At 63.7% G+C, this 19,536-nt stretch carries 12 protein-coding genes and 1 tRNA gene; 10 read left to right on the top strand and 3 right to left on the bottom strand.

Going from position 1 to position 19,536, the window contains the following annotated elements; translation table 11 throughout:
- Positions 1 to 5 precede the first annotated feature (5 nt).
- From DDE20_RS05400 to DDE20_RS05360, 9 genes are all read left to right on the top strand, one after another.
- A complete protein-coding gene (locus DDE20_RS05400) occupies positions 6 to 836 on the top strand; it encodes a carbohydrate ABC transporter permease (protein WP_116557451.1) in 831 nt (276 codons plus the stop codon).
- 10 nt (positions 837 to 846) lie between these two features.
- Positions 847 to 1,851, top strand: coding sequence for an ABC transporter ATP-binding protein (locus tag DDE20_RS05395; RefSeq protein ID WP_116557450.1), 1,005 nt, complete (start codon positions 847 to 849; stop codon positions 1,849 to 1,851).
- Between the two features lie 83 nt (positions 1,852 to 1,934).
- Complete coding sequence (locus DDE20_RS05390) at positions 1,935 to 3,416, top strand: mannitol dehydrogenase family protein (protein ID WP_116557449.1); 1,482 nt, start codon at positions 1,935 to 1,937, stop codon at positions 3,414 to 3,416.
- A gap of 46 nt (positions 3,417 to 3,462) precedes the next feature.
- Positions 3,463 to 4,395 (top strand): carbohydrate kinase family protein, encoded by a 933-nt coding sequence (locus DDE20_RS05385; protein ID WP_116557448.1) that lies wholly within the window; start codon positions 3,463 to 3,465, stop codon positions 4,393 to 4,395.
- Positions 4,396 to 4,459: 64 nt separating this feature from the next.
- A complete protein-coding gene (locus DDE20_RS05380; RefSeq protein WP_116557447.1) occupies positions 4,460 to 6,859 on the top strand; it encodes a glycogen/starch/alpha-glucan phosphorylase in 2,400 nt (799 codons plus the stop codon).
- A 34-nt stretch (positions 6,860 to 6,893) separates the two neighbouring features.
- Positions 6,894 to 9,131 carry a 1,4-alpha-glucan branching protein GlgB gene (gene glgB / locus DDE20_RS05375; RefSeq protein WP_116557446.1) on the top strand — a complete coding sequence of 746 codons (2,238 nt, stop codon included), beginning with the start codon at positions 6,894 to 6,896 and terminating at the stop codon, positions 9,129 to 9,131.
- Positions 9,131 to 10,390 (top strand): glucose-1-phosphate adenylyltransferase, encoded by a 1,260-nt coding sequence (gene glgC / locus DDE20_RS05370; RefSeq protein ID WP_116557445.1) that lies wholly within the window; start codon positions 9,131 to 9,133, stop codon positions 10,388 to 10,390. Before glgB ends, glgC begins: the two co-directional genes overlap by 1 nt.
- Before the next feature lies 1 nt (position 10,391).
- On the top strand, positions 10,392 to 11,849 hold the full coding sequence (glgA, locus tag DDE20_RS05365; RefSeq protein ID WP_116557444.1) for a glycogen synthase GlgA: 1,458 nt from the start codon (positions 10,392 to 10,394) through the stop codon (positions 11,847 to 11,849).
- 33 nt (positions 11,850 to 11,882) lie between these two features.
- Positions 11,883 to 13,514: an alpha-D-glucose phosphate-specific phosphoglucomutase gene (locus DDE20_RS05360; protein ID WP_116557443.1), complete on the top strand. Its 1,632-nt coding sequence runs from the start codon at positions 11,883 to 11,885 to the stop codon at positions 13,512 to 13,514.
- A 78-nt stretch (positions 13,515 to 13,592) separates the two neighbouring features.
- Here the strand turns inward: DDE20_RS05360 and DDE20_RS05355 are convergent.
- Positions 13,593 to 13,669, bottom strand: a tRNA-Met gene (locus tag DDE20_RS05355).
- 127 nt (positions 13,670 to 13,796) lie between these two features.
- Between DDE20_RS05355 and selD the strand changes: the two genes are divergently transcribed.
- Positions 13,797 to 15,974, top strand: a complete 2,178-nt coding sequence (gene selD / locus DDE20_RS05350) for a selenide, water dikinase SelD (protein ID WP_116557442.1) — start codon at positions 13,797 to 13,799, stop codon at positions 15,972 to 15,974.
- Positions 15,975 to 16,099: 125 nt separating this feature from the next.
- Here the strand turns inward: selD and DDE20_RS05345 are convergent, their stop codons facing one another.
- Positions 16,100 to 17,434 carry a trypsin-like serine peptidase gene (locus DDE20_RS05345; RefSeq protein ID WP_165814430.1) on the bottom strand — a complete coding sequence of 445 codons (1,335 nt, stop codon included), beginning with the start codon at positions 17,432 to 17,434 and terminating at the stop codon, positions 16,100 to 16,102.
- Positions 17,435 to 17,556: 122 nt separating this feature from the next.
- Positions 17,557 to 19,374, bottom strand: a complete 1,818-nt coding sequence (locus tag DDE20_RS05340) for a hypothetical protein (RefSeq protein ID WP_116557440.1) — start codon at positions 19,372 to 19,374, stop codon at positions 17,557 to 17,559.
- Positions 19,375 to 19,536 lie beyond the last annotated feature (162 nt).

The raw sequence follows: 19,536 nt of genomic DNA, 5'->3' as shown, positions 1-19,536 counted from the left end.
TGATCATGGCAAGAGCCGTCACATCCCAACGCAAAGCCCTCAACACCGTGGTCGCCTGGAGCATCGGTCTGCTGATCTTCTTTCCGATCCTCTGGACCATCCTGACCTCGTTCAAATCCGAGGCCGAGGCGATCGCCAACCCGCCGGTGTTCATGTTCTTTGACTGGACGCTCGAGAATTACAGCGTCGTGCTCGAGCGCTCGAACTACATGCGTTTTCTGACCAACTCGGTGATCATTGCGGGCGGCTCGACGCTGCTTGGCGTGCTGATCGCGGTGCCCGCCGCATGGTCGATGGCCTTTGTGCCCTCACGGCGTACCAAAGACATCCTGTTGTGGATGCTCTCGACCAAAATGCTGCCCGCGGTGGGAGTGCTCTATCCGATCTACCTGCTGTGCATCCGACTAGGCGTGTTGGACAACCGCGCCGCGCTGGTGGTGATCTTGATGCTGATCAACCTGCCGATCATCGTCTGGATGCTCTACACCTATTTCCGCGAAATCCCCGGCGAGATCCTCGAGGCCGCGCGGATGGACGGGGCCACGCTCAAGGATGAAATCCTCTATGTGCTGACCCCGATGGCGATCCCCGGCATTGCCTCGACGCTACTGCTGAACTTCATTCTGGCATGGAACGAGGCCTTCTGGACGCTGAACCTGACCTCGGTCGATGCCGCGCCCCTGACCGCCTTTATTGCCAGCTATTCCAGCCCCGAGGGCCTGTTCTTCGCCAAGCTGAGTGCGGCCTCGACCATGGCCATCGCACCGATCCTGATCCTTGGCTGGTTCAGCCAGAAACAACTTGTCCGCGGTCTGACCTTTGGCGCCGTGAAGTGAGGAACATATAATGGGACGCATCCAACTCAAGCAGGTCAAAAAGGCTTTCGGCGATGTGGTGGTCATTCCACCTCTGGATCTCGAGATCGTTGACGGTGAATTTGTCGTCTTTGTCGGCCCCTCGGGCTGCGGCAAATCCACCCTCCTGCGGCTGATCGCGGGGCTCGAGGATACCACCTCGGGGGTGATCGAGATCGACGGCGAGGACGCCACCGCCCTGCCCCCCGCGAAACGGCGGCTGGCGATGGTGTTCCAGTCCTACGCGCTCTATCCGCATATGACGGTGCGCAAGAACATCGCCTTTCCGCTGCGCATGGCGAAAATGGATCAGGCCGAGCAGGACCGCCGGATCGAAGCCGCCGCCAAGGCGCTGAACCTCACCGACTACCTGCACCGCCGCCCCGGCCAGCTCTCGGGCGGGCAGCGCCAGCGGGTGGCCATCGGCCGCGCCATTGTCCGCGAGCCTGCCGCTTTTCTCTTTGACGAGCCGCTCTCCAACCTTGATGCCGCGCTGCGCGTCGGCATGCGGATGGAAATCTCGGAACTGCACAAGAAGCTCAAGACCACGATGGTCTATGTGACCCATGATCAGGTCGAAGCGATGACCATGGCCGATAAGATCGTCGTGCTACAGGCCGGTGTGATCGAACAGGTCGGCAGCCCGCTCGATCTCTATCACACGCCGCGCAACAAATTCGTCGCCGGTTTCATCGGCTCGCCGCGGATGAACCTTGTCGAAGGCACTGAGGCCGCCAAACACAATGCCACCACCATCGGCGTCCGCCCCGAGCATATCGACATCTCGACCACCGAGGGGCTCTGGCAAGGCACCGTCGGCGTCGCCGAGCATCTGGGGTCGGACACCTTCCTGCATGTCCACGGTGTCCCCGGCTGCGATCCGGTGACCGTGCGCATCGCTGGCGATGTGGCGCTGAACCACGGCGACACCGTCCACCTGACCCCGCGCGCCGACCAGATCCATAAATTCGACGCGCAGGGTCTGCGGATCAGCTAACGGCGGACCAGCCAGCACAATCGCGCCCTGATCCACCATGTCAGCGGCATCGGTATATGCCCGAAACCCCCGGGGGTAAGTGAATGAACACACCGTTGTTACAGGCCAATCTTGGGATGCTGCGCACGCTTGTCGCACCGCCCAGATATGACCGCGCCGCGCTCAAACCCGGCATTCTGCACATCGGCCTTGGCAATTTCCACCGCGCGCATCAGGCGGTCTATCTCAACGCCTTGATGAACGCGGGCGGCGATCCTGCATGGGGTATCATCGGCGCCGGTGTCCGCGACCCCGACACAGCCACCCGCGATCTGCTTATGCAACAAGATTGCCTCTATTCGGTCGTCGAAGTGGATTTCGACCGCGCCGCCGCCTCGGTGATCGGGGTGATGACCGGTTTTGTCCCCGTCGAGCCCCAAGGCAATGCCGCGCTGATCCACGCGATGACCGATCCCGAAACGCGGATCGTCTCGCTGACCGTCACCGAAGGCGGGTATTTCCTTGATGGCAATGGCGATCTGAACACCGATCATCCGACGCTCCTCCATGACATTGCCGCACCGCAAGCCCCCAACTCGGCCTTTGGCGCAATCATCGCCGCCTTGGCCGCACGCCGCGCGCAGGGGATCAAACCCTTCACCGTCATGTCCTGCGACAACCTGCCCGGCAACGGCGATATCGCCCGCGCGGTGATCACCGGCCTCGCGCAGCGCATCAACCCCGATCTCGCCGCATGGATCAACGAGCATGTCACCTTCCCCAACGGTATGGTTGACCGGATCACCCCCGCCACCGGCGACCGCGAGCGCGCTCTGGTCGCCGAGCGTTTCGGCCTTGCCGATCTGGCGCCGGTGATCTGCGAGCCCTTCAAACAATGGGTGCTCGAGGATAGTTTCACCGACGGCAGACCCGCGCTCGAAGAAGTCGGCGTGACCTTCACCCATGACATTGCCAGTTTCGAGAAGATGAAACTGCGCATTCTCAACGGCGGCCATGCGATCATGGCCTATGCGGGCGCGATGCTCGGTTTCACCTATTCGCATGACGCGGTCACCGATCCCTTGATCCACGCCTATCTGCGCAAAACCCTCGAGACCGATGTGCTGCCCTTTGTCGCCCCCGTCCCCGGTTTCACCCCGCAAGAGTATCTCGAGACCATCCTTGGCCGCTTTGCCAATCCCGGCGTCGCCGATACGATCTCGCGGCTCAGCTATGACGGCAGCAACCGCCAGCCCAAATTCATCGTCGGCTCGATTGCCGAGAACCTGCAAGCGGGCCGCCCGCCCGCGGGTCTGGCGCTGAGTTCGGCGCTCTGGTGCCGCTATTGCCTCGGACGGGACGAACACGGCGGCACCATCGCGCCCAATGATCCAAACTGGGACCAACTCCACGCCACCGCCCAACGCGCCCAGAGCGAACCCGAGGTTTGGCTTGATCAAGAGCCGGTGTATGGTGCGGTGGGCCGTGATCCGGTGTTCCGCGAGGCCTTTGCAACCGCCCTGCGCCGACTGCAGGAACACGGCACCGCCAGCACGCTCCAAGACCATGTGGAGGGCAACGCATGAACCGGCCTTGGCACAACCGCCGCCACAGCAGAAGGGTCACATCGCGATGATACTTTGCTGCGGTGATGCGCTGATCGACATGATCCCCTCAACCGATGCTGCGGGCGCGCCCTGTCTGGTGCCCCATGGCGGCGGCGCGGTGTTCAACACCGCCATCGCGCTGGGACGGCTGGGCATCGCCACCGGCTTTCTTTCCGGCCTCTCGACCGATCTCTTTGGCGAGTTGCTGATCGAGAACCTCCACGCCAGCGAGGTCGCGACCACCCATGTGATCATCTCCAACCGCCCGACAACGCTGGCCTTTGTCAAACTGAATAACGGCGACGCCACCTATACCTTCTATGACGAGAACACCGCCGGACGGATGCTCGACCCCGCTGATCTGCCGCGGATACCGCGCGATGTGACCGCGCTTTATTTCGGCGGTATCAGCCTGATCAACGAACCCGCCGCCGAATTCTACCGCGCCTTGGCCCAGCACGAGGCGGGCAAGCGGGTGATCGTCATGGACCCCAATATCCGCGCCAGTTTCATCTCCGACGAGCCCCGCTACCGCAGGCGTCTGGCGCAGATGATCGCGGTCACCGATATCCTCAAAGTCTCGGATGAAGACCTCAACTGGATCGTCCCCGGCCCGCTGACCCCGGGTGAAAAAGCCGCCATCCTGCGCGAGCAAGGACCGGATATCCTCATCCTCACCCGCGGCAGCGAGGGCGCGACCGCCTATTTCGGCGACGATCAAACCGTTGATGTGCCAGTGAAAAAAGTCACCGTCGCCGATACCGTGGGCGCTGGCGATACGTTCAACGCCGGATTTCTCGCCAGTCTGCAACGCCACGGGCTGCTGACCCTCGCGGGCCTCAAAACCCTCAGCGCCGAACACCTGACCCAAGCCCTCGACTACGGCACCCGCGTCGCCGCGATCACCGTCTCGCGGCACGGCGCCAACCCGCCCTGGGCGCATGAGGTCGGCGCATGAGGTCTAAGAGGCGCCGCCCGCGACCGGCGCCGCAATCCGCCCCATAGGAAAAAGAGACGTGAAAATGCCCCGAGATGCCATCCCCCAGATTGATGCCGCCGCGCTCAAGGCCAGCATCAGCACGCATTTGAAAACCTCGCTGGGCAAAGACGCGGCGCATGCCTCGACCTATGACTGGCGCATGTCTTTGTCGCTGGCGATGCGCGATCTGGTGGTCGATCCGTGGTTCGCCGCCACCCGCGACACCTATGAGGCCAAGGCCAAACGCGTCTATTACCTGTCGATGGAATTCCTGATTGGCCGCTTGATCGAAGACGTGGCGATCAATCTCGGCGTCGAAGAGGCGGCGCGCACGGCACTGACTGACCTCGGGCAGGACTACCAGCGCGTCGTCGCCAATGAACCCGACGCCGCCTTGGGCAACGGTGGTTTGGGCCGCCTCGCCGCCTGTTTTCTCGACAGCCTCTCGACCCTCGCGATCCCCGCCTATGGCTACGGCATCCGCTATGAACACGGGCTGTTCGAGCAGCGTTTCGAGAATGGCGTGCAGATCGAGACCGCCGAAACATGGCTCTCGCAGCGCCACGCTTGGGAATTCGAGCGCCCCGAGGTCACCTATCCGATCCATTTCGGCGGCTATGTCAGCGAGTCCGAGGGCAAGGCGGTCTGGCACCCCGGCGAATCCGTCCTCGCCTCGGCCTATGACACGCCGATCATCGGCTGGCAGGCGCAATGGGCCAACACATTGCGGCTCTGGGCGGCGAAACCCCTGACGCTGTTCGATCTGGAAAGCTTCAACCGCGGCGATTATCTCGCCGCCAACGCCCCCGAGAGCCTCGCCCGCACGATCAGCCGCGTGCTTTACCCCGACGACACCACCGACGAGGGCAAAGAACTGCGGCTCAAGCAGGAATACTTCTTTTCCGCCGCCTCGGTGCAGGATGTGCTGCGCCGCCTGCTGTCGGAAGGCCACGCGCTCGACGACCTCGCCGATCACGTCGCCATCCAGCTCAATGACACCCATCCCGCGATCGCCGGGCCGGAACTGGTGCGCCTTCTGGCCGATATCCACGGCATGCCGATGGACCGCGCGATTGCCACCGCCCGCGCCTGTCTCGGCTTCACCAATCACACCCTGCTGCCCGAAGCCTTGGAGCGTTGGCCCGAGGGGCTTTTCGCCCGCATCCTCCCGCGCCATCACCGGATTATCGAGCTGATTCAAGACGCCCACGCCAAGGAAACCGGCTCGGATATCCGCATCATCGACCACGGCGAGGTCAAGATGGGCGAACTGGCCTTTATCATGGCCCATACGATCAACGGCGTCTCGGCGCTGCATACCGAACTGGTCAAAGAAACCGTTTTCGCCGATCTCAACACCGCCTATCCGGGCAGAATTATCAACCAAACCAACGGCATAACCCCGCGCCGCTGGCTTTATACCTGCAACAAACCGCTGGGCGATCTGATCACCGAGACCATCGGCGACGGCTGGCAGGACGATCTTGAGCGCCTTGGCGGCCTGCGCCCCCATATCGACGACGCCGGTTTCCGCGCGCAATTCCGCGCCGCCAAGCTGAGCAACAAACACCGTTTGGCGGCATGGTTAAAGACCCGCGACGATGTGACTATCGACCCCGAAGCGATGTTCGATGTGCAGATCAAACGAGTGCATGAATATAAGCGCCAACTGCTCAATATCCTCGAGACCATCGCCCTGTGGAATGACATCTGCGACAGCCCCAACGGCGATTGGACCCCGCGCGTCAAACTCTTCGGCGGCAAGGCCGCCCCCGGCTATGCGATGGCGAAATCGATCATCCATCTGATCAATGATGTGGCGGCAACGATCAACTCCGACCCCCGCACCCGCGACCTCCTGCAGGTCGTCTACCCCGAGAATTACAATGTCTCGATGGCCGAACTCCTGATCCCCGCCTCCGACCTTTCCGAACAGATTTCCACCGCCGGCAAAGAGGCCTCGGGCACCGGCAATATGAAACTTTCGCTCAACGGCAGCCCGACCATCGGCACGCTCGACGGCGCCAATGTCGAAATCCGCGAGCAGGTCGGGCACGAGAATTTCTTCCTCTTCGGCCTGACCGCGCAAGAGGTCGAGGCCCGCCGCAGGGAACACGGGTTTTCCCGCCGCGCCATCGAGGAAAGCCCGCGCCTGACACGGGTGCTGGGACAGATCGCCAGCGGCGTCTTCTCGCAAAGCGACCGCGAGCGTTACGCGGGCATCCTGCACATGCTCTATGAGCAGGATTTCTTCCTCGTGACCTGCGATTTCGACGCCTATTTCACCGCCCAGCGCGCGGTCGATCAGGCTTACCGAAACGCCGACCGCTGGACCCGCCTCGCCGCAAATAACACCGCCGGCATGGGCTGGTTTTCCTCCGACCGCACCATCCGCGGCTACGCCAACGAGATTTGGAAGGTCGCCTCGCCACGCGCCACCTGACCCCGCGACGCATAGAACCAGAAGGGTTGCCCCGATGATCGATCACACCGACGCCCTGCGACTTGCCAAAGGCGAGCATTCGGATCCGTTTTCGGTCTTGGGGCTGCATAATGTGGGTGGCAAGCTCTCTGTCCGCGCCTTCTTTCCCGGCGCCTCCACGGTTGAGGTGCTGGACGCGAAAACCCACCGCCGGATCACCACGCTACAGCCCTATGCCGGTGCCGACGGTCTGTTCACCGGCGAGGCCACGCGGCGCAAAAACGCCTTTGCCTATCTGCTGCGCGTCACCCAAAACGGGCAGACTTGGACCTGCCAAGACCCCTACCGCTTTGGCCCCGTGCTCGGCGAGTTGGACGAGCATCTGTTCAGCGAAGGCGCGCATCTAAACCTCTGGCGGGTGCTTGGCGCGCATGTGATGCAGCATGAGGGCAGCACGGGCACCCATTTCGCGGTCTGGGCGCCCAATGCCCGCCGCGTCTCGCTGGTCGGCAATTTCAACGGCTGGGACGGGCGCCGCACGCCCCTGCGCCAGCGCGGCCAGACGGGTATCTGGGAGATTTTCCTGCCCGATATCGGTGAGGGCGAGGCCTATAAATACGAGTTGCTCGACGCCAACCACCACCTCCTGCCGCAAAAAGCCGACCCTTTCGGCTTTGGCGCCGAGCATCCGCCGAAAACCGCCTCCGTGGTGCGCGCGCTCAATGGCCACGGTTGGTCCGACGCCGCATGGATGGACAAACGCGCCGCCCTGCAGCGGATCGACCAGCCGATCAGCGTCTATGAGGTGCATCTCGGCTCTTGGCGCCGCGTCCCCGAAGAGGGCAACCGCCCGCTCAGCTACACCGAACACGCCGAGCAACTGGTGCGCTACGCCAAAGACATGGGGTTCACCCATTTGGAGCTGATGCCAGTCTCGGAATTCCCCTTTGACGGCTCTTGGGGCTATCAACCCGTCGGCCTCTATGCCCCCACCATCCGCCACGGCACGCTGGCTGAGTTCCGCGCTTTTGTTGAGGCCTGCCACGCCAATGACCTCGGTCTGATCCTCGATTGGGTGCCCGGCCATTTCCCCGAAGACGCCCACGGCCTCGGGCGGTTCGACGGCACCCCGCTCTATGAACACGCCGACCGCCGCGAGGGGTTCCACCCCGATTGGAACACGCTGGTCTATAACTACGGCCGCCGCGAAGTGGCGAATTTCCTCACCGCCAACGCGCTTTATTGGCTCAAGGAACACCATATCGACGGGCTGCGCGTCGATGCCGTCGCCTCAATGCTCTACCGCGATTATTCGCGCAAGGATGGCGAATGGGTGCCCAACAAGGACGGCGGGCGCGAGAACCTCGAGGCCATCGCCTTCCTGCAACGCACCAACACCCTCGCCTATGCCGAGGCGTCGGGCATCATGACCATCGCCGAGGAATCCACCTCGTTTCCGGCGGTCAGCGGGCCTGCGGATCAGGGCGGGCTGGGCTTCGGGTTCAAGTGGAACATGGGCTGGATGAACGACACGCTCAGCTACATGCAAGAGGACCCGATCCACCGCAAATACCATCACCACAAGATGACCTTCGGCCTGCATTATGCGTTTTCCGAGAATTTCCTGCTGCCGATCAGCCATGACGAGGTGGTGCATGGCAAAGGCTCGATGATCGACAAAATGCCCGGCGACGGCTGGGAGAAATTCGCCAATCTGCGCGCCTACTACGGGTTCATGTGGGGGCATCCGGGCAAGAAACTGCTGTTCATGGGCTGCGAGTTTGCCCAAAGCGTCGAGTGGAACCACGACAGCTCGCTTGATTGGCACCTGCTCGACACTCCCCTGCACGCGGGCATGCAACGCCTCGTGCGCGACCTCAACACCCTCTACCGCGACCGGCCCGCCCTGCACCAGTTGGACTGCAAGCCCGAGGGGTTCGAATGGATCGAAGAAGGCGCGGCGGAGGAATCGATCTTTGCATGGCTGCGCAAACCCGCGGATGGATCGCCGCCGGTGCTCATCGTCGCCAATCTCACCCCCGTCGAGCGGCAGGCACGGCGCATCGGCGTGCCCGCGCCGGGCCGCTGGGTGGAAATCCTCAACAGTGACGCGGCACTCTATGGCGGCGGTGACCGCGGCAATCTCGGCGGCGTCGATAGCGCCCAGATCGCCGCCTCGGGGCGCCCGCATTCCATCGCCCTGACGCTGCCGCCCCTCTCGACGCTGTTTTTCCAGCTACAGGCGGACGCCGCAGAAACCTCGGATCAACACCACAATCAGGAGCCGGACTAATGGACAGGGAATCACAACGACTCGCGCGGCAAACCATGGCCTTTATCCTCGCCGGTGGCCGCGGCAGCCGGCTCTATGAACTCACCGACCGCCGCGCCAAACCGGCAATGTATTTCGGCGGCAAAAGCCGGATCATCGACTTCCCGCTGTCGAACGCGGTCAACTCGGGCATCCGCCGCATCGGCGTGGCCACGCAATACAAGGCCCACTCCCTGATCCGCCACCTGCAACGCGGCTGGAGCTTTTTTCGCGAAGAGCGCAACGAGTCGCTCGATATCCTCCCCGCCTCGCAGCAGCTCGACAATGAAAACTGGTATAAAGGCACCGCCGATGCGGTCACCCAGAACGAGCATGTAATCAAAGGCTATGCGCCCAAATACATCATCATTCTGGCCGGCGACCACATCTACAAACAGGATTATTCGCTGATGATCCAGCACCATGTCGACAGCGGTGCGGATGTCACCGTCGGCTGTATCGAGGTGCCCCGCGCCGAGGCCACCGGCTTTGGCGTGATGAAGGTGGACACCGAGGATCGCATTCTTGAATTCGTCGAAAAACCCGCCGATCCGCCCGCCATGCCCAATGATCCCGACACCGCGCTGGCCAGCATGGGCATCTATGTGTTCAAGACCGATTACCTCTTTGCCCTGCTCGCCGATTGCGCCGCCGAACCCGGTTACGGCCATGATTTTGGCGGCGATATCATCCCCCATATCGTCAAAACCGGCAAAGCCGTCGCCCATCCGTTCAGCCGCTCCTGCGTGCGCTCGGGCCGCGAGGACAAGGCTTATTGGCGCGATGTCGGCACCGTTGACGCCTTCTGGCAGGCCAATATCGACCTGACCGATTTCAAACCCGAGCTTGATCTTTACGACAACGACTGGCCGATCTGGACCTATTCCGAACTGACGCCCCCCGCCAAATTCATCCACAACGAAGAGGGCCGCCGCGGCTATGCGCTCTCCTCCATGGTCTCGGGCGGCTGTATCATCTCGGGCTCGTCGCTCGAACAATGCTTGCTGTTCACCGGCGTCAAAACCCATTCCTTTTCGCAACTCGAAGGCGTGATCGCGATGCCCTATGCCGAGATCAACCGCAACGCGCGGCTCAAAAACGTGGTGATTGATCGCGGCGTGATCATCCCCGACGGGTTGATCGTTGGCGAAGACCCCGAGCTTGACGCGTCCCGCTTTCGCCGCTCGGCCGCAGGCGTCTGCCTGATCACGCAACCGATGATCGACAAGCTGGATATGTGACGTGAACACGCTGTTTGTCGCCTCCGAATGCGCCCCTTTCGTCAAAACCGGCGGTCTGGCCGATGTCATCGGCGCGGTGCCCAAAGCGCTGGCGTCGGAGGGGCTGGGCGTCAAGGTGATGCTCCCCGCCTACCCCGCACTGCAGGATCTGGCGGCGGGCGGCAGCAGCGTCGCGCGCTTTGCCGATCTCTTCGGCGGCCCCGCCGAACTCATCGAGACCAGCGCCGAAGGGCTGACCCTCCTCCTTCTGGTCGCGCCGCATCTTTATGACCGCGAGGGCAGCATTTACCTCACTCCCGCAGGCGCGGATTGGCCCGACAACGACCTCCGCTTCGCCGCGCTTTCTTACGTGGGCGCCCAGATTGCACTCGAGGGCGCCGCCGGCTGGCGCCCCGATATCATCCATGCCCATGACTGGCAGGCCGGTCTCCTCCCCGCCTATCTGCAGCAATCCGGCACAACCGCGCCACCGGTGGTAATGACCATCCACAACATCGCGTTCCAAGGCATTTTCGACGCCTCACGCCTGCACGCCCTGCGCCTTGATCCCGCGCTCTTCACCCAGGACGGCATTGAATACTTTGGCAAAATCAGCTTCCTCAAGGCAGGCTTGGCCCTCGCGCAGGCGATCACCACGGTCAGCCCCAGCTACGCCGCCGAACTCCTGACGCCTGAATTCGGCATGGGACTTCAGGGCCTGTTGCAAGCCCGCCGCGCGCATTTAAGCGGCATTCTCAACGGCATCGACACCGATGTCTGGAACCCCGAAACCGACCCCGATCTCATCGCCCCCTACTCGGCGCGCAGCCTCAAAAAGAAAGCCCACAACAAAGCCGAGATCGAGGCGCGCTTTGGCCTCACCCCCTCGGACGGGCCGCTGTTTTGCGTCGTCAGCCGCCTGACCGCGCAAAAGGGGCTCGATATGCTGCTCGACTGCCTGCCCGATCTCGTGGCACAGGGCGGCAGATTGGCGCTTCTCGGCACCGGCGACAAAGCCCTTGAGAGCGCCTATATCGCCGCCTCAAACCACCACTCCGGCGCGGTCGGGGTGATCATCGGCTATGACGAACCCCTGTCGCATCTTATGCAGGGCGGCTGCGACGCGATCCTCATCCCCTCGCGGTTTGAACCCTGCGGCCTGACCCAGCTTTACGCCCTGCGCTACGGCACGATCCCGGTTGTCGCCCGCACCGGTGGCCTCGCCGACACGATCATCGACGCCAACGCCGCAGGTCTCGCCGCGGATTGCGCGACCGGCTTTCAATTCGCCCCGATCAACGCCACCATGCTGGGACAGGCGATCACCCGCGCCATCGAGACCTACCAACAGCCCCGCGTCTGGGCCGGACTGCAGCGCCGCGCGATGCGCCATCCGGTCGGCTGGGCGCATTCGGCGCAGGCCTATCGCGCCGTCTACGCGGGCCTTTCGCCTCCGCAACCCGTTCAATCAACGCCATAAAACGCGCCAGCCGCCCCCGCAAAGGAGAGAGCCATGACCGCCCAATCCGTCAAAATCACACCCTTCCATGACCAGAAACCCGGCACCTCGGGCCTGCGCAAAAAGACCCGTGATTTCATGCGCCCGCAGTATCTCGAGGCCTTCATCCAGTCGATTTTCAACGCCATCGGCGGCGGTCACGGCAAGGCTTTTGTCATCGGCGGCGACGGGCGATTTTTCAACGCCGAGGCGATCCAGACCATCGTCAAAATCGCCACCGCCAATGGCGCGACACGGTTGATCATCGGCCAGAACGGCATCCTCTCCACCCCCGCCGCCTCGCATCTAATCCGCAAATACGGCACCGACGGCGGCTTCATCCTTTCGGCCAGCCACAATCCCGGCGGCATCGACGAGGATTTCGGCGTCAAATTCAACGCCGCCAACGGCGGCCCCGCACCCGAGGCTCTCACCGCCAAAATGTTCAATGAGACCAAAGCCCTAGGTAGCTACGAAATCTCCGACCAGCCGGATATTGATCTCACCCGGATCGGCACCACCAAGATCGGCGCGATGCAGGTCGAGATCGTCGATCCGGTCAGCGACTACCTCGCCCTGATGGAAGAACTCTTTGATTTCAACGCCATAAGCGCCTTATTCGCCGGCGGCTTCCGCATGTGTTTTGACGCCATGCACGCAGTCACCGGCCCTTATGCACATGCAATTCTCGAGGACCGCCTCGGCGCGCCCAAAGGAACCGTGGTCAATGGCATCCCGAAAGAGGATTTCGGCAAGGGCCACCCCGACCCCAATCCCATCTGGGCCAAAACCCTGATGGACCTGATGATGTCCGACAATGCCCCCGATCTCGGCGCCGCCTCGGATGGTGATGGTGACCGCAATATGATCGTCGGGCGCGGCGCCTATGTCACCCCCTCCGACAGCCTCGCCGTGCTTGCCGCCAACGCCCATCTGGCGCCCGCCTACACAAAAGGCCTCGCCGGAATCGCCCGCTCCATGCCCACCAGCGCCGCCAGCGACCGCGTCGCCGCGCGCCTCGGCATCGAACATTTTGAAACGCCAACCGGCTGGAAATTCTTCGGAAATCTCCTCGACGCCGGCCGCGTCACTATCTGCGGCGAAGAAAGCGCCGGCACCGGCTCGGATCACGTCCGCGAAAAAGACGGGCTCTGGGCGGTGCTTCTTTGGCTCAATATCCTCGCCAAACGCAACCTCTCCGTCGCCCAGATACTCACAGATCACTGGGCAACCTATGGCCGCGATTACTACTCCCGCCATGATTTCGAAGCCATCGAGACGTCCAAAGCCGACGCGCTTGTCGCCGAACTGTCCGACAAACTCCCCACCCTCCCGGGCCAGTGCTTCGCCGGTCTGACCGTCACCAAAGCCGATGAATTCTCCTATCACGACCCCGTCGACGGCTCGGTCAGCACCCATCAGGGCCTCCGCGTCTATTTCGACGGCGGCGGCCGCGCGGTATTCCGCCTGTCCGGCACCGGAACCGAGGGCGCCACCCTGCGCATTTACCTCGAACACTACGAACCCGCCGAAGGCGACCACAGCCAAGACCCGCAAACAGCCCTCGCCCCCCTCCGCGACGCCGCCTACACCCTGAGCCGCCTCACCGAACACACCGGCCGCTCCGAACCCGACGTCCGAACCTAAGCCCAGCGCCGGATCACCAAACACGCCCGCATCAGCCCATGCTGATCGCGGGACGGTAACTTGAGAGATTGGGAAAATTGGTAGCGGAGGAGGGACTTGAACCCCCGACACGCGGATTATGATTCCGCTGCTCTAACCAGCTGAGCTACTCCGCCACGAATTGGCGGCTTGGTATGGCACCACCCCAGCGCCGTCAAGAGGGAAATCGCCGGAAAGATCCGCGCGATGCCCACTCGCCATCGCCCCTGTCGCGGGTTACCACGGATCAACCTCGGAGACTCAATGGAAACCCTCCCTTTCACACGCGATCTGGTGTTTGTCGGCGGCGGCCATGCCCATGCGCTGGCGCTGCTGAAATGGGCGATGGACCCGCTGCCGGGCGCCCGCCTCACGCTGATCGACCCGAATCCCACCGCCCCCTATACCGGCATGTTGCCCGGCCATATCGCCGGCCATTACAAACGCGAGGCGCTCGAGATGAACCTCGTGGCGCTGGCCCGCCATGCCGGCGCGCGGCTGATCCTTGGCCGCGCCGAGGGTATCGACCTGCAGGCCCAAAAGGTCATCCTCAAGAGCCGCCCGCCCGTCGCCTATGACGTGCTGTCGCTCGATATCGGGATCACCTCGGACCTGCCCGATCTGCCGGGGTTTACCGAACACGCCACCGCCGCCAAACCGCTCGGCCAGTTCGCCGAAAGCTGGGCGGAATTTCTGCGCGACATCGAGGCGGGGACCCGCGCGCCGCATATCGCGATCATCGGCGCGGGTGTCGCGGGGGTGGAACTCGCGCTGGCGATGGCGCACCGCCTTGCCCATTTCCCCGCCCGCCAGATCACCCTGATCGAGCGCGATACCCCGCTGCCAAATCTCGGACATGCCGCCCGCCAGCGCCTCCTTTCCTTGCTCACCCGGCAGGGCGTGGAGCTGATACCCCACGCAAAACCTGCGCGGATCGAGGCGCAATGCGTCACCCTCACCGATGGCCGCCAAATCGCCGCCGGTCTCACCCTCGGCGCCGCCGGCAGCCGCCCGCAACCATGGCTCCAAGACAGCGGCCTGCATCTCACCGAGGGCTTCGTGACCGTTGATGCGACCCTGCGCTCCACCTCCCACCCAGAGGTCTTCGCGGTCGGCGATTGCGCCCATATGCAACACGCGCCGCGCCCCAAGGCGGGGGTCTTCGCGGTGCGCCAAGCGCCGATCCTGACCCATAACCTGCGCGCCGCGCTCTCGGGCGGATCCATGCGCCGCTACCAGCCGCAGCGTGACTACCTGAAACTGGTCTCCTTGGGCGGGAAATCGGCGCTGGCCGACAAATGGGGCTTGCCGCTGTCGGGCCGCTGGCTGTGGCGGATCAAGGACGGCATCGACGCCAAATTCATGCGCAAGTTCCATGAGCTGCCGCAGATGCCGCGCCCGCAACTCCCGCAGCCACACGCGCTGGACCTGCCCGAGACGATCGGCGACAAACCGATGTGCGGCGGTTGCGGCGCCAAGGTCGGGCCGAACCTCCTGCGCCAGACCCTCACCACGCTCGGTGGCGGCGATAACGTGGTCCTCGGCGCGGGCGATGACGCGGCGATCCTGCAGACCGGCGGCGTCCAACAGGTGATCGCCACCGACCACCTGCGCGCCGTCAGTGAGGACGCCTTCCTGATGGCAAAAATCGCCGCCACCCATGCGCTTGGCGATATCTGGGCGATGGGCGCCACCCCGCAGGCCGCGCTCGCCTCGCTGGTCCTGCCGCGCCAATCCGAGGCGCTGCAGGCCCGCCAACTCACTGAAATCATGGCCGGTCTCACCGAAATCCTCACCGCCGCAGGCGCCCCTTTGGTCGGCGGCCATACCACTTTGGGCGCCGAACTCACCATCGGCGTCACCCTCACCGGCCTCGCCCCCGACAGGATCCTCACCAAAGCCGGTGCGCAGGCCGGCGACGCGCTGATCCTGACCAAACCCATCGGCTCGGGCACGCTCTTGGCCGCTGAAATGGGTAAAGCCGCCGAGGGTCGCGCAATTGCCGCACTCTGGCAGGCGCTCACCCGCTCGCAGGCCGAGGCCGCCAATATCCTCGCGCCCCACGCCCATGCGATGACCGATGTCACCGGCTTCGGCCTCGCCGGTCACCTTGACGAGATGCTGCGCGCCAGCCAACTCGCCGCCACGCTCAGTCTCAGCGCCGTGCCACTGTTCACCGGCGCCGAAGACCTCGCCGCCAATGGCACCGCCTCGACCATCGCCCCCGCCAACCGCGCCGCCCTCATCGGCCGGATCAGCGCCCCCGCCAATGCCCGCGCCGCCCTGCTCTTTGATCCGCAAACCGCCGGTGGCCTCCTCGCCGCCGTCCCGCAAGCTCAGGCCGAGGCGCTCCTCACCAAACTCCACGCCGCGCACTACCCCGCCGCGATCATCGGCAGCCTGCACGCCCACACAAAAGGCCCGGCAATCACCGCAAGCTAACCTCATCTGTCCAAAAGTATCCTGGGGGTGAATTCGACACCGTCGAAGAGGGGGCAACGCCCCCTCCCGCCCTTAAGCATAGCCTTGCCGCGCCCGCGCGGCGCCGCTTAATAACCCGAAAGCGCTCAGTCCAACGCCCCCGCGCGGCGCAATTCATCGGCAAAGGCCCGCGTGTCCACCGCCAGATGCGAGCTCGACATCTGCGGGAACGGCGGTTGCGCTTCAAAGAACTGGCTGTCGACCGCAATCAACCGCCATTCGCCATCGACCAGCGTCATGATCGGCGAGCCGCTGTCGCCGCGCGTGGTGTCGCAAGTATGGATGAACGAGCCGTCGCGGTAGGCCATCAACACCTGACAATCCACATGTCCCGAGAGATAGCGGCCGGTGTCCCAGCTATAGCCCGCCTGGCTAACCATAAACCGCCCGTGCCGCACCACCGCCTGATCGTCCTTGCTCAGCACATAGGGGCGCACATAGCCCAGTTCGCTGCCGAGATCGCGGTCCAGCGTCAGCAGCGCCCAATCATCGCCATTGCCGCCACCGGGAGGCGAGCTTTGATCCGAGTAATCCGGCGCCACCACCGAAGAGACGATGCTCGCCTGCCCCAATTCACCGTCGCCACGGGCACCGGCGCGGAAACTCACCGCTTTCGACGGCTGGCCATTCTCGCCCTGCATGCAATGCGCGGCGGTGGCCAAGAGCCGCGGGCCGATCAGCACCGCGGTGCATTGCCCGTCTTCCAGCGTCAACAGGCCGACCGCGCGCCATGGCATCACATTGACATCGACCAGCTGCCGGTCGTCATGACCAAAGTAGTGATCCCGCGCCGTCGCCGGACGCTGGCGGCCGACGCAATCGGCGGTGTCGGTATTGGCGCGGCATGTGCCGCCACCGCTGCCCGGCTCTTCGCAGATGCCGTTGAACGCGGTCTCGCAGGAATTCGAGCGGTTGCGCAGGAAAGCAATCGCCTGACAATCATTGGTATCGGTGCCCGAGGTGCAGACCCCGGTGCCGATCCCCGGCTCGTCGCATTCATTGTCATTGGCCCAGCGGCAAGTGTTGTCGCCGCCAATTGCCAAGGCGCGGCAATCCGAGGCATCGGTGCCCGCATTACAGGCGCCGGTGCCGCCGAAATTGGGATCATCGCATTCCAGATCATTGGCCCAGCGGCAGGTGTCCTCACCCAATTGCCCGCGCACATCCGAGGGCACCGCCGCCATCAACCGCTGCCAGGCCGAGGCCATCTCGCGGCAATCGGTGGCATCACTGCCCGCCTCGCAAGCGCCGGTGCCGCCATAGCGCGCCTCGTCGCATTCATTGTCATTGGCCCAGCGGCAGGTGTCGGCCTGCGCGAGCGCCACCTGCGGCAGGGCAAATGACAACGCGGCGGCCAATGCCACCGCGCCCAGTCTTGCAGCCCCCAAACGCGCAAATTTCACGGTCAAAATATCTGTCATGAAAATCATCGGGCTCCCCCCAGCTATCACTGGAATACGGCCATGCCGAAACTCTGGCCATCACTGAAATACCGCCGCCCCCGCAGACACTGGCGGAGGCGGCACGCGGTCAAACCCCGCGCTTAATGCTCACGGTCCATCACCCATTGCGGCGCGGCAATCGTCACGCCAAGGGTCGCCAGACCGCCGGTGCCGCTATAGGTGCCGGCAAAGACCGAATAATCCCCCGCCGGCGCATTCGGGATCATCACCCCGGGGTTCAACTGCTCGAAATCATCATTGCAGTAAATCTGCCCGTCCGGACCCGAGATCACCAGCGTGCCATCCGCCTCCGAAGCCATATAGACCATCAGCTGCGGCAGCCCCGCTTCGGCATTGATCACCAGATCAGGGCGCTCGGGGGTGATGAAACCGGCACAGCCCGGCCCCATGCCAAAGGCCTCGGTCTGGCTGGCCTCGATGTCAAAAATGATCCGCGGATCAATCTGCGTGTCAGGGCCAAAGCCGATGCGGCCAATCGCCGGTTCAGCGGTGATATCCAACACCCCCAGCCCCGAGCCGCCGCCGCCCTGCGTTTCCTGCCAGTTCGGCGCACCCATCGAGGCATAGAGGTTATACCCGCCCATCGCACCGGTGTGATAGGAGCCGACGAAGACATGGTAATCCCCCGCCTGCGCCTCTTGCAGGGTGACACCGGGGTTGAGCTGGTAATTATCATCGTTGCACAGCCAAGTGCCATCCGGCGCACGCACCGCCAGCACCAGATCGGTCTCTGAGCGTGCATAGAGGCTGATCATCGGCTGCGCCTGATCCATCGTCATGACGAAATCAGGGGCCGAGATATCGGTATAGCCCGGGCAATAATTGCCGGTGGCCAGTGACGCCATCGGATCAACCGCGCTGACCTGACCGGCGGCCAGCAATTGCCCCTGACCGGCGGCATCCATATCGAACAGCGCCGAACCGGCACGCGGCGCGGCATCAAGATCAAGGATCGCATTCGAAAACGCCGGCCCGCCCTCGGAGGCGAAAAGATCGAAACTCGCGGTGCCGCCCTGCGAATAGGCGCCGACAAAGACGTGATAGTCACCGGCCTGCGCGCGGTCGATGACCACACCGGGATGCAGCTCGAAGGCATCATCATTGCAGATCACCGCGCCGTCGGGCTGCACCACCGCCATGGTCAGATCGCGCTGCGAGGTGGCAAAGACGCTGAACCGGTCGATCTCGGCATCCAGCGTCAACACCGCATCGGCGGCGTCAAAATTGGTGTAGCCGGGGCAGTAATCGGGGCTCAGGGGCCGCATCTCGCTGACCGCGCTGACAATCGCGCCGCTGGCCAACTCCTGCCGTCCGCTCTCGAGGCTGGCGCTGAACACATGGCGACCGACGCGCGGCTCGCCCATATGCGCCATATCGAGGCCGAAGATCTCGATCGCCGAGATCACACTGTCCGAAGCAAACAGCCGCGCGTCGATCTGTGCCCCCTCGGCGGCACCCAGCCAGACCGAATAGCGCCCGGGCGCGACACCGGCCATATTGACCACCGCCAAGCCGCGCTCATCGGCGAGGGCGCATTGGAACAGCCCGTCCGGCGTGCCCAGAACCATGCTCGCCAGCCCTTCGGCAGCGCCGGTGAAGGCCAACGTCGCCATCTCCTCGGTGACCTCGAACACCGCTCCCGCGCTCTCGGGCAGCACAAAGCCCTGACAGCCGCGCACAAATCCCGAGGCCGGCTCGGAAGCCTCGCCAAACACCCGCGCGCCCACGCGCACCGGCAGATAGGGGTCGATCGAGGGGCCGACTTCGATGGCAAAACCGCCCGCCGCACCCTCGCTCTGGGCCGCGGCAGTGATCGGCAAAACCGGCAGCGACAGCGCCGCAACAGCCGCCACACCGCCGCCCACACCCTTGAAACGGCCCGAGATAAACTTGGTCATGTGAAATCCCTCTTACGCGCAAATGACGCTTGCCGGGTTACCCTGCCTTGCCAGAACGCCTCGCGTCAATCGCCTTGCACCCTGCCTCACCAAAGGGTGCACTGGGGATGGAAGGCGCCGCCACCATGCTGTAAGAGCTAGGGAAATCATTTCACTGCAGAT

It is taken from the genome of Pararhodobacter oceanensis, assembly GCF_003076755.1.
GTDB classification, from domain to species: Bacteria; Pseudomonadota; Alphaproteobacteria; order Rhodobacterales; family Rhodobacteraceae; genus Pararhodobacter; species Pararhodobacter oceanensis.
This window is presented reverse-complemented; position numbering and strand designations above follow the sequence as displayed.